We start from the raw sequence: 11,159 nt of genomic DNA, 5'->3' as shown, positions 1-11,159 counted from the left end.
GGGGATGGGTTAGCATAGCGAATCTATCTAGGCACACCCGATGAAGCGAGAATCTCACGAATTCTATTCGTGAGAGTGTCAAAATGCTAGATTTCGATCGCAACAAACGTGTATCCTAAAATCTGGATTCCTACCTGTAGGGACTGTTGGTCATGGTAGCAGTAGCAATTTTAGCGGCTGGACGCGGGACGCGCATGAAATCGGACCTCCCGAAAGTTTTGCATCCCTTGGGAGGGCGATCGCTAGCCGAACGTGTCCTGCACAGCATTTCCGATATCGAAGTATCTCGCTGTTTCGCGATTGTTGGCTACCAGGCAGAAAAGGTCAAACAAGCGTTGCAGCATTTTCCCAACTTGGAGTTTATCGAACAAAAAGAACAGCTCGGTACGGGTCATGCCGTTCAGCAGATTTTGCCCTACCTACAAGGATTTGAAGGAGATTTGCTCGTTCTCAACGGCGACGTTCCCCTACTGCGGGGGGACACCCTGAAAACGCTTCTAGCTACCCACAAATCCCAGGGCAATGCTGCCACAATTTTGACGGCTCAACTGCTCAATCCCAAAGGATACGGGCGGGTTTTCTGCGACGGCAACAATCAACTCAAAGAAATCGTAGAAGACCGCGATTGTACGGCCGCCCAAAAACAGAACCGGCGGATTAACGCTGGGGTCTATTGCTTTCACTGGCCCGATTTGGCGGAATTTTTGCCCAAACTCCAAGCGGATAACGAGCAGCAGGAATACTACCTTACCGATGCCGTAAAAACCTTGAAACCGGCTATGGCAGTGGATGTGGAAGACCCCGAAGAAATTATGGGGATTAACAACCGCAAGCAGCTGGCGGAGGCATACAGCATTTTGCAAGACCGGGTTAAAGATGCTTGGATGGAAGCCGGGGTGACCCTCATCGACCCGGATAGCATCACCATCGACGATACGGTGGCGTTAGAACCCGACGTACAAATCGAACCCCAAACCCATTTGCGGGGGCATACCGTGGTTCGCTCCGGCAGCCGCTTGGGTCCGGGCAGTTTTGTGGAAAATAGCAAGCTGGGCAAGAATGTGGTGGTTTCCTATTCGGTGGTGACGGATAGCCAGGTGGCAGACAATGCCCGCATTGGTCCCTACGCTCACTTGCGGGGGCAGGTACAAGTGGGGTGCAACTGCCGGGTGGGCAATTTTGTGGAAATGAAAAAAGCTGCCATTGGCGATGATACCAACGTCGCCCACCTTTCCTACATTGGCGATGCTACGGTAGGAGAACAGGTGAATGTGGGGGCAGGCACCATCACCGCCAACTACGACGGCGTTGCCAAACACCACACCCAAATCGGCGATCGCAGCAAAACTGGTTCCAACAGCGTTTTGGTGGCACCGGTTACCATAGGAGAAGATGTCACCATTGCTGCCGGTTCGGTCATTACCGATGATGTAGACAACGATACCCTAGCCATCGCTCGTTCGCGGCAAGTCAACAAACCTGGGTGGCGTCGCCAAGACCCTTCCCCCAATACCTAACTGGAACTAGGAGGGATTTGCCACCATCGGCGAAGCGTTTGTTCAGGAAAATCCCCTCGCAAGCAAGGAGTAGCGAATGCTGAGGAAAATTTGGCAGTGGCTCAAGCGGATGTTTCGTCGCTTATTTGGTCGTCGCCGCCAACCGGTTTCCCAATCCCCCGTTCCCTCTACCCTGTCTGCCTCTCGTTCCGACCCCCTGAGCAATACAGAACTGGAAAATTATTTCATGCAACTGCTCGATGGGGTGGAAAAAGGGTGGAACCAAACCCAAGTGCGGCGTTTTTTCCACGCCTTTCGCGATCGCGTTTCCCACGAACAATGGGTATCGTGGTTGCAAAATTTCGGACGGCAGCTTGTAGAAGCCGAGGTTCCCAACCACGAACTAGCCCGGCGTTTGAAAAAATTTGCCCAGGTGAGCCACCCGGAACTGGCCGGCATTGCCGATCGCATTGGCACCCAACTGTTGGAACGGGAACTCCCTGCAGGCGAGGTGGAAAGCTACTTTCAACAATCCCTGGAAAAGTTGGAAGCGGGAGAATACGAAGCTGCCCGGCAACTGTTGGACCAAGTGCTGCTGTACGATGAAAACCACTACCGGGCTTGGATTAATCGCGGCAATGCTTTGGGCAATTTGGGAGATTTGCAGGGTGCGATCGCTTCCTACGAACGAGCCTTAGAAATCAAAGACGATGTGGCTGCTGCTTGGGGAAACCGCGGCGATGCTTTGGCCGATTTGGGGCGGTGGGAAGAAGCCAACCGCAGCTGGCAGCGATCGCTAGAAATTCGTCCGAACAACGCCAAAACCTGGTTTAACCGCGGCATTGCCTTGGGTGCCCACCTAGGTCGTTGGCAAGAAGCTTTACAATGTTGGGACCGAGCGGCAGAACTTACCCCCGACGACGTACAAATTTGGTTCAACCGCGGCATCGCCCTCAGTGCCACCGAACGCTGGGAAGAAGCCGTGGATAGCTGGCAGCGAGTACTACAACTCAATCCCAACTCCCGGGAAGCTTGGATTAACAAAGGCGTGGCTCTGCAAAAATTGGGACGCTACGAAGAAGCGATCGAAGCCAACAACCAAGCCATCGGTTTGCAGTCTGCCCCCAGCGAACCTGCTCCAGCCAATGCCAACGTCAGTTCTTTGGATGTGGAAGTCAACGCCAAGGCGACTACGACCACCTCCACTTTCTCCAAGAAATCGGCCCCTGACCTATCCCAGCTAGCTGCCGAACCTACCGACCACTCCGGCGAAGCGGCTGCCCCAGCCATCGCATCCGACGCTTCCGTCGAGGAACTGATAGAAAACCATCCCATCGCCGCTTGGGAACTGGCAGAAACCCAAAAATACGCCGCTGCCCAAGAAACCCTCCACGGTCGCAGGGTAGGCGAAAGCGAAAAAGCCAGCTACCAACGGTTACAGCAATGTTTGGATGCCCAAACTGCTGCGGTTTCTTGGTACTTGGGAAGTAAAAATATTATCGCTTTTATCCTCAAACACGACCAACCGCCCGTTGCCATCGAGGTCCCCTTTTCCACTACCTCCTCCGCCAGCGATACCATTCCCGACCCGTGGCTAGCTTCTCCCTCCCCCACCACCACGACCACCCACCACCACGAATCGCCCCCATTTCACCTACAAGCTTGGTTGCAAGCATTCTTTCAGGGATTTGCCGGTGGCGAGGCTTTTGGTCAACCAGGTCGGGAAAACAACCAAATTCATCTCTGGCAACAAGAAATGAGCGATCGCTTGGTACAATTAAGCGAAATTCTAGGCATCGATCGCTTGCTCCCCCATTTGGAAGATGTTAGCCAACTGGTGTTGCTTCCCCACCAGGTTTTGCACTTGTTCCCCTTCGATGCTCTATTTCCCGATTTTGCCATTACCCAACTGCCCAATGCCCCCACCGCCGAACTTCTTGCCCAACGCCAAACAGGGGAATTCCAAGCTTTTGTGGGTGCCGAACCGGGGTCCGATATGGCTCGCTACGGCGAAATTGAAACAGCAACCATTGCCGGGTTGTTTTCCCAAGCTCGCCGCCTCTCAGCCAGCGACTGTACCGCCAGTTCCTTGCAATCGACCCTCGCCACCGGAAGCGATATTTTTCATTTTGCCGGTCCTTTTCTACACTATCCTCACCAACCCATGGCTTCTGGGTGGCAATTGTTTCAAGGGGAATTTTTATCCATGGGCGAACTGTTTGGACAAGTAACGGCTTCGGCGTTGGTATGCTTGTCTGCTTGCCAGCTTCACTTGCCCGAATCCGAACTTGCGGAAGTGCCGGCAGAATGGATAGGAGTTGCCAATGTCTTTTTGGCGCAGGGGTCTCGTTACGTGTTGTACACCCTGTGGCAGGTAGAAGAAATTTCCACGGCGTTGTTGGTGGTGCGTTTTTACCAACTGTTGCGAGAAGCCACTTCGCCGGCGGCAGCTTTGCAACAAGCCAAACAGTGGCTGCGAACCCGTACCTATGGGGATTTGGCCACTTGGCAGCGGGATTTAGCCCAACGGTTGGCAACGGCAGCTCCCGAATGTAGCGAGGAGTTGGAAATTGCTGCTGATGTGGCTCGCAGTCGGTCGAATAAAATGGGGTCGGAATATTGCCCTTACGCCCATCCGTATTATTGGGCAGGGTTTGTTTTGGCTGGTAAAATTTAGTTTTTTTCAAGTTGAGCCAAACCGCCGCGCATTCTATGAATGAACGCGAAGCGTCATTCGCGCTTTTAGCGGCGGATGGGGTATAATCACCTCAGCCCCGTATGGCACTATTGCCCACCAGGGCGAGAACGCTGGAGATATGGGTAGATACAAGACCGGCTTGGCGAGGGACAACCAACCCTGCAAGTCTCGGCATCACCCGATTCATCAAGGTAGGGAACGGGCCAAAAGTTGGTATTGTATTTTCAACTATCTACCCACAGGCAGCAATGACCTGGGGTGCTGCAACCGCAGAAGTTCCTGGCAGTAGGCGGGAGCGCCGCCTCCCTCTGGTGGTAGCAGGATGGAGAAGCTACGATTCTATTGCGTAGCCATGAATCCCTAGTCGCGTTCACGTTTAGGAATCAATTGAAAAGTATGCGATCGCTGATTGTACTGACGCCCCGAGATACCATTACCCTGCAAGCTTTTGCCAATGCGGTGGCTAGTTCTGACCTTTCCATAGAGGCCTGGCAACCGCAACTTTATACGATTGGTGAAAAAATTGCCCGGCAAGATTCTTGTTTGCTGCAATGCATCCGCTCTTTGCTTTCTAAAAATCCACCCCTGGCCAAAATTTACCGTCAAGAACGAATGCATTTGCAGCCCTACGAAACCACCCTCGCTGGGAAAACGGAACTATCCGATGGAGAGCAGAATTCCCTACAAAAAGAGCTGCTTCAGTTTGGGGAAATCCTGCGATCGCCCGATTTACCAGTTCAAATAATCGCCTATAAAAATCGAGCCAATCGCTTGATCGATTCCCTGGAAAACCTATCTGCTTCTCTAGAAAACAACGGCTAATTTCTATTTAGATTCGCGAAAACTTTCCAGGGAATCTAGCATTTGTGGCAGTTGGTCCAAAAGCTCGTTAATTTCTCGTTCGTCGCGATAGGATTTTTGTTGACGACGGCGATGGCCGCGTTCGCGGCCGATGGATTTTTTCTGCATATTTGCAACGCGATCGCAAAAAAATCCATCTTGGTTTGAGTGTCGGTTGGCTTCTTGGAAATATCTCTGCATGGCTATCTCCCTAGTATTTCTCAGAACAAATTTCTTAGCAGCCCTGTCGCTTTAGCGCAGGGAGGAAAAACGAACGGCGACTTTAGTCGCCTATAGTATGAGCGAACGCATAAGCATAACCATCCCTTTGGTGAATTGGTTGGCAATACCTGTAGCTAATTCCAGACAACGGATAACGGCGAAATACAGCAGCATTTCCTGCACTGAGGAGTCGCCAAGCTTTCCCCGGATGCACTGGGTCAAGTAGCCGCTGGTTGGTGTCGAAGATAAAAACCAAATTTGACATGGGAATCTCCGTCAAACGGATAATATTTTCCTCGCCAATGTTTTTAGAGCTGGTTGGGCTAACGGTACTGCCTTTGTAGGTGCCATGAGCTGAAAAACATAGTCAGTTCGTTAAGACTTAGGCTGGTCAACTACCTGAAGCTGGAGGCATGAAGTCCCCGTGCTTCAGCCGGGGGTACTGACAAAACCTATAAAGTTCTTGCTTATCCCTAATTCCATTGTTCCTGATTTTGTGATAGAAATCCCGATTTTTTGTAAAAGTTAATATTCTCTGACATTTATGCCTATCTTGAACCCCCCAAAAAACAGCAAGCCAACCTACCAATTTATTATACCATTCCACTGTCATCAGAAATTTTTAGCAATCATAAAATTTGGAACCAAGGAAAAACAATCCCGCCATTATTGAAAATAAGAACAAAGGTTGGTTTGAGAAGTTTTTGCAAAAAATCGCAATAAATTTTTCAGTTTGCCTAGTATGGTGTACTTCCCCAACTGCCCGCCCGGGCAATTTGCTTTAGAATGAGAAACTGTATCTGAAAATACGAACAAACCAACAGTTAGACCCTTGCGCTTTTTATGAACGACGCCAAACGTTCTGCCCCTGCAACCCAACGCAACCGAGAACCGATTCTGCGAGTTTTGCAACGTGTTTTGCCTGCTGAAGGAACAGTTTTGGAAGTAGGCAGCGGTACGGGAGAACACGCCATTTTTCTAGCCCCGCGACTGCAACCCAGACAGTGGCAACCCAGCGATATTGACCCGGAATTGCTGGCAAGTATTGCTGCCTGGATGGAAGAATATCCTTGCAAGAACCTCCATCCGCCTCTAGCGTTGGATATACGCGATGCCACCTGGAGCGTGGAACGGGGGGAAGGCAAGGCATTGCAGGTGGCACCCATTACCGCCATTGCCAGTATCAACACCATTCACATTGCCCCTTGGTCGGCAACAGAAGGGTTGATGGCGGGTGCCGGTCGCATTTTACCCCCGGGGGGGATTTTGTACCTGTACGGACCTTTCCAACGCCACGGCGGTCACACAGCCCCCAGCAACGAGAGTTTTCATGCTTCCCTACAATTTCAAAATCCCGAGTGGGGAATACGCCATTTAGAAGATGTTATCGAGGTGGCAAACGGAAACCAACTTGAGTTTCTAGAAACAGTGGAGATGCCTGCCAACAATTTCTCGGTGGTTTTTCAAAAAAAATATACGTAGCTTATGCTTGCAATTGGCGAATTTTGGGCAAAAACCAGCGGTACCTGGATGAATATCGCTACCGTGGCGGTGGGAACTGGCTTGGGGTTGTTGGTACGTCAGCGGTTAAGCATGAGCATGCAGAAAATTATCACCCAGGGCATCGGCTTGACTACGTTACCCATTGGCTTGACTATGGCAGACGATTTGACCAAGGTCGAGGTAGGACCAATCAATGGCGTGGTTTTGGGATTGCTGGCGATGGTGGTGGGGGGGATTTTGGGAGAATGGTGGGAAATCGAAGAACGGTTGGCTGCTATGGGCAACTGGTTGAAAGTTCGTTTTCGCGGGCAAGGGAAATTTGCAGAAGGTTTTGTGGCGGCGAGTTTGATTTTCTGCGTCGGTCCGCTGGCTCTCATTGGCAGCCTCAAAAATGGATTGGAAGGAGATGATACCCTGCTGACGGTGAAAGCCACCCTCGATGGCATTACCTCGGTAGCCCTGACCAGCAGTTACGGAATTGGCGTTGGTTTTTCCATTTTGACGATTTTGCTCTATCAAGGCGGGGTTTCTCTGGTGGCGGGTGTGTTTGCCGATACCTTGGTTGACCCCAATAACAATCCGTACGTTCTTATGGTGACGGGGGTGGGTGGTTTGAGTATTTTGGCGATTGGTATCAATTTGTTGGATTTGGGGAAAATTCGGGTGGCGTCGTTTTTGCCGTCTCTGTTGCTGGCACCGATATTTTTGGCGTTGAGCGCGCGCTGGTTTTCTTGATTAGGGGTTGATACCAAATCTGTCCTAGTTAGAATCCCCTGTAGTTCTCCTTGTAAAGCGGGTACGGTTCTGGGTACGTTTGTGGTTGAGAGAATCGGATTTGGTATGAGATAGCGGTTTCAGTCTTCCCGTGCTGACTCTATAAAAAACTGCGATAGTAGCTTGCCAAGAAACAAACCAACCATCGCAGTTTTGCTAAATCAAACCGGAAATACCGGAAACAAAACTTAATATTCCGGAATTGAAGGATCGATTTCTCGACTCCAGGCAGTAATACCGCCCTTTACGTTGTTCCCTTCAATGCCAGCTTTTTCCTTCAAAAGCTGCAACGCCCAGGCGGAACGTCCTCCCATCTTGCAGTGGGCAATCAATTGCTTGTTCCCTTGCCCGTTGCCATCAATGAGTTCTTTGACCTTTTCAACTCCTTCACCGCTTTCAATCTCCGGCAAAGGGACCAATTGGGCTTTGGGAATGTTGGCAATTTCGTACTCGTTGGGATTGCGAACGTCGATCAACACGTAGTCATCGCGATCGCTATCCAAAATTTCCTTGAGTTCGTGCACGTCGATTTCCGAAATGTCCTGCTGCTGGCGTTCCTCCTCCGCCCTGGCTTGGGGAATGCCGCAGAACTGTTCGTAATCGATCAGCTTGTCAATAACCGGACGTTCGGGATTGGGTCGCAGCTTCAGTTCCCGGAAACTCATATGTAGGGAATCGTACAGCAACAAACGACCGTTGAGCGTTGTTCCCTTGCCGAGAATAATTTTCACCGTTTCAGTAGCCTGAATGGTACCAATCAATCCCGGTAAAATGCCCAAAACGCCACCTTCCGCACAGGAGGGCACCATTCCCGGCGGCGGGGGTTCGGGATACAAATCGCGGTAGTTGGGTCCGCCTTCGTAGTTGAAGACCGTAGCTTGCCCTTCAAAACGGAAAATCGAACCGTAGACGTTGGGTTTGTTTAACAGAACGCAGGCATCGTTCACCAAATACCGCGTGGGGAAATTGTCCGTACCGTCTACTACCACATCGTAGGGTTCGAGAATGTCCAGGGCGTTTTCCGAACTGAGGCGGGTTTCGTGTACATCCACGTGGCAGGCAGGGTTGATATCCCAAATGCGTTCTTTTGCCGATTGCGTTTTGGGTTTGCCTACCCAGTGGCTGCCGTGGATGACCTGTCGCTGCAGGTTGGAACGGTCTACTACGTCAAAATCCACAATGCCGATGCGTCCCACACCGGCTGCCGCCAGGTACAGCAGCAAGGGAGACCCCAAACCACCCGTACCGATACACAAGACGCTAGCGGCTTTCAGGCGTTTTTGTCCTTCCACACCTACCTCTGGCAGGATGAGGTGGCGGGAATATCTTTCGTATTCTTCTCGCGTCAGTTGAATCTCGTCGAGATTGGGATTGAGCATAGTTAAGAGACGTTGGAGTTAGGCATGTTCGGCGTGCAAAGCGTCCGAGACAATTAGGATGTTCATTATACTTTATTGTAAATCAATTTTAAGACAAAATTTCAATTTCTTCACGCTGAAATTGATGCTGCGGATCCAAGCGCCAGCTAAACAAATCCGTGGCTTTTCCTTGGCGAATGGAAACAATAATGTAGGAAAATTCCGGCCAGGCATATTTGCGGTCAAATTCTGAAGGAACGGCGGGATGGTTGGGGTGGGAGTGGTAAATGCCAATGATTTGCCAACCGCGATCGCGGGCGTCTTTTTGGACTTGTACCATGATTTTGGGGTCGATGGTGTATTGGCGTTCTTTGGTGGCATTGGCATCGGCTTCAAATACATCCGTTGCTGTTTCTCCCCATACATTTTCTACGGGGAAAGTTTCTTGCAGAATTTCGCCGTTGTCTTGCCGGGTTCCCAACAGCAAACCACAACATTCGTAGGGATAGGTGGTTTCTCCATGCTGGCGAATGGCTTCCAGATGTTTGGCGGGGGTTTGTAAGGTCAAGATTGGCTGTTTCCTCCGGCAACAATGGTTTGCAATGTTTGTAGGAAATGGGGATAGGAAATGGAGGCTGCCCTGGCACCGCCGATGGTGGTGGTTCCGGCGGCGTTGAGAGCTGCGATCGCCAAACTCATGGCTACCCGATGGTCGTCGTAGCTTTCTAGTTGGGTTCCCTGCAAAGGCGTTCCGCCGGTGATTTCTAAACCATCTGGCAGTTCGGTGACTTGGGCACCCATGCGGTTGAGTTGTTGCGCCATAGCCGTCAAGCGATCGCTTTCTTTAACCCGCAACTCCGCCGCATCGCGAATGATGGTGGTTCCCTTCGCAAAGACCGCCGCTACGGCTAAAATGGGAATTTCGTCAATGGCTCTGGGAACAATATCGCCGGCGATTTGGGTAGCTTGCAACTGGCTGGCGCGAATGCGAATATCGGCTACGGGTTCTCCGGCGACGGTACGCTGGTTTTCCAACTGCATATCCGCTTCCATTTGTTGCAAGGCATCCAAAATTCCGGTACGGGTGGGATTGACCCCCACATTTTTTACGACCAACTCCGAGTTGGGAACGATGGCACCAGCTATCAACCAAAATGCTGCGGAACTGATATCGCCGGGAACTACCACGGTTTGCCCTTGCAGGTCTGCGGGTCCGGTTACTGTGACGCTACGTTGCTGGGGGTCTACTTCAAGGGAGGCACCAAAGGCTTGCAGCATGCGTTCGCTGTGGTCGCGGGAAATGGCGGGTTCGATGACGGTGGTTTTGCCTTCGGCGGTTAATCCTGCTAGGAGAATGCAGGATTTGACTTGGGCAGAGGCTACGGGGGAATGGTATTGGATGGGTTGCAGGCGTTTTCCTCGGATGGCGAGGGGGGCCAAGCGATCGCCCTGACGACCCCAAATTTGGGCACCCATGCTTTGTAAGGGCTTGATAACTCGGTCCATGGGGCGCGCGCGCAAGGATCGATCTCCGGTGACGGTGAAGAATTTCTCTGGCTGGCTGGCTAAAATTCCCAGCATCAACCGCATGGTGGTACCGGAGTTGCCGGCGTTGAGGACATGTTCGGGTTCGGTGAGTTGACCGGTTCCCATCCCCTGGATGCGTACTTGGTCTTCGTTGAGGGGGGAAATATTGGCACCGCAGGCTTGAAAGCAGGCAGCGGTACTGCGGGGGTCTTCTCCTAGTAATAAGCCGCGAATGGTGGTTTCGCCGGTGGCGATCGCGCCTAGCATAAGGGCACGGTGGGAAATGGATTTATCTCCGGGAATTTGAATGGTTCCGGTTAGGGCAACATCTTCGCTGGCTGACCGGTGAAGGGTTACGTGTTGCTCTCGTTCGGTAATTTGCACCATGAAATTGTTGGTTCGTTGGGATGGGGATAAACTGTCGCCGATTAGTTTACCGGATTTTTGGACGCTTTTAACGGGTCTGTAACGATTGGTAGCGCTGGTTTTGTGAAGACGACGGCTACTAGATGGTCGTTCGATCGCGCTAAACTAAAGTTGAATTCTATTGGCGTAAGGCTGGGCTATCCGACTCTAAAACACTAACAAACGTTCACAGACGTTAAGGTTTCTTCCTGCTTCCTAGTAAAGGAGTCGGCTCCACTTACTCCACAGGCTACACGGTGGGTCTCACCGCCAAATTCGCTAAGTTCTTACTAGCATTTAAGTCTCTGTCGATGGATGTTCCACAATGTTCGCAGT

The 11,159-nt window shown here is 51.4% G+C and carries 10 protein-coding genes; 5 read left to right on the top strand and 5 right to left on the bottom strand.

The features are described from left to right. Positions 1–152: 152 nt before the first annotated feature. The 3 genes from glmU (at position 153) to AS151_RS13055 (ending at position 5,016) form a co-directional block, all read left to right on the top strand. Positions 153–1,517 carry a bifunctional UDP-N-acetylglucosamine diphosphorylase/glucosamine-1-phosphate N-acetyltransferase GlmU gene (glmU, locus tag AS151_RS13065; protein ID WP_071517506.1) on the top strand — a complete coding sequence of 455 codons (1,365 nt, stop codon included), beginning with the start codon at positions 153–155 and terminating at the stop codon, positions 1,515–1,517. A gap of 76 nt (positions 1,518–1,593) precedes the next feature. After that, positions 1,594–4,173, top strand: a complete 2,580-nt coding sequence (locus AS151_RS13060) for a CHAT domain-containing tetratricopeptide repeat protein (RefSeq protein WP_084639571.1) — start codon at positions 1,594–1,596, stop codon at positions 4,171–4,173. A gap of 417 nt (positions 4,174–4,590) precedes the next feature. Beyond that, entirely contained in the window at positions 4,591–5,016 is a 426-nt protein-coding gene (locus AS151_RS13055) for a hypothetical protein (RefSeq protein WP_071517504.1), read from the top strand. A gap of 3 nt (positions 5,017–5,019) precedes the next feature. Here AS151_RS13055 and AS151_RS13050 read toward each other — a convergent pair whose 3' ends face one another. Both AS151_RS13050 and AS151_RS23250 read right to left on the bottom strand, forming a co-directional pair. Continuing rightward, on the bottom strand, positions 5,020–5,235 hold the full coding sequence (locus tag AS151_RS13050; protein ID WP_071517503.1) for a hypothetical protein: 216 nt from the start codon (positions 5,233–5,235) through the stop codon (positions 5,020–5,022). A gap of 82 nt (positions 5,236–5,317) precedes the next feature. Then, on the bottom strand, positions 5,318–5,521 hold the full coding sequence (locus tag AS151_RS23250; RefSeq protein ID WP_343327433.1) for an RRXRR domain-containing protein: 204 nt from the start codon (positions 5,519–5,521) through the stop codon (positions 5,318–5,320). Between the two features lie 578 nt (positions 5,522–6,099). Between AS151_RS23250 and AS151_RS13045 the strand changes: the two genes are divergently transcribed. Together AS151_RS13045 and AS151_RS13040 are read left to right on the top strand one after the other, a co-directional pair. Then, positions 6,100–6,738, top strand: a complete 639-nt coding sequence (locus AS151_RS13045; protein ID WP_071517502.1) for a DUF938 domain-containing protein — start codon at positions 6,100–6,102, stop codon at positions 6,736–6,738. Positions 6,739–6,741: 3 nt separating this feature from the next. Beyond that, on the top strand, positions 6,742–7,494 hold the full coding sequence (locus AS151_RS13040) for a DUF554 domain-containing protein (protein ID WP_071517501.1): 753 nt from the start codon (positions 6,742–6,744) through the stop codon (positions 7,492–7,494). 227 nt (positions 7,495–7,721) lie between these two features. Here the strand turns inward: AS151_RS13040 and moeB are convergent, their stop codons facing one another. The 3 genes from moeB to aroA all read right to left on the bottom strand — a co-directional run bounded on the left by moeB (position 7,722) and on the right by aroA (position 10,805). Continuing rightward, a complete protein-coding gene (moeB, locus tag AS151_RS13035; RefSeq protein ID WP_071517500.1) occupies positions 7,722–8,912 on the bottom strand; it encodes a molybdopterin-synthase adenylyltransferase MoeB in 1,191 nt (396 codons plus the stop codon). Positions 8,913–9,000: 88 nt separating this feature from the next. Further along, the gene (locus tag AS151_RS13030; RefSeq protein ID WP_071517499.1) at positions 9,001–9,459 is read right to left on the bottom strand and encodes a M67 family metallopeptidase; all 459 of its coding nucleotides are present in this window, start codon (positions 9,457–9,459) and stop codon (positions 9,001–9,003) included. Further along, positions 9,456–10,805, bottom strand: coding sequence for a 3-phosphoshikimate 1-carboxyvinyltransferase (gene aroA / locus AS151_RS13025; protein ID WP_071517498.1), 1,350 nt, complete (start codon positions 10,803–10,805; stop codon positions 9,456–9,458). Before aroA ends, AS151_RS13030 begins: the two co-directional genes overlap by 4 nt. Positions 10,806–11,159: the final 354 nt, after the last annotated feature.

This window comes from Geitlerinema sp. PCC 9228 (assembly GCF_001870905.1).
In the GTDB taxonomy this organism is placed as follows: domain Bacteria; phylum Cyanobacteriota; class Cyanobacteriia; order Cyanobacteriales; family PCC-9228; genus PCC-9228.
This window is presented reverse-complemented; position numbering and strand designations above follow the sequence as displayed.

Bases quoted from the DNA above. Each gene is read 5' to 3' on its own strand.
- AS151_RS13040 (WP_071517501.1), top strand. From the start codon at position 6,742: ATGCTTGCAATTGGCGAATTTTGGGCAAAAACCAGCGGTACCTGGATG.
- AS151_RS13060 (WP_084639571.1), top strand. From the start codon at position 1,594: ATGCTGAGGAAAATTTGGCAGTGGCTCAAGCGGATGTTTCGTCGCTTA.
- moeB (WP_071517500.1), bottom strand. From the start codon at position 8,912: ATGCTCAATCCCAATCTCGACGAGATTCAACTGACGCGAGAAGAATAC.
- AS151_RS13055 (WP_071517504.1), top strand. From the start codon at position 4,591: ATGCGATCGCTGATTGTACTGACGCCCCGAGATACCATTACCCTGCAA.
- aroA (WP_071517498.1), bottom strand. From the start codon at position 10,805: ATGGTGCAAATTACCGAACGAGAGCAACACGTAACCCTTCACCGGTCA.
- AS151_RS23250 (WP_343327433.1), bottom strand. From the start codon at position 5,521: ATGTCAAATTTGGTTTTTATCTTCGACACCAACCAGCGGCTACTTGAC.
- AS151_RS13050 (WP_071517503.1), bottom strand. From the start codon at position 5,235: ATGCAGAGATATTTCCAAGAAGCCAACCGACACTCAAACCAAGATGGA.
- glmU (WP_071517506.1), top strand. From the start codon at position 153: ATGGTAGCAGTAGCAATTTTAGCGGCTGGACGCGGGACGCGCATGAAA.
- AS151_RS13045 (WP_071517502.1), top strand. From the start codon at position 6,100: ATGAACGACGCCAAACGTTCTGCCCCTGCAACCCAACGCAACCGAGAA.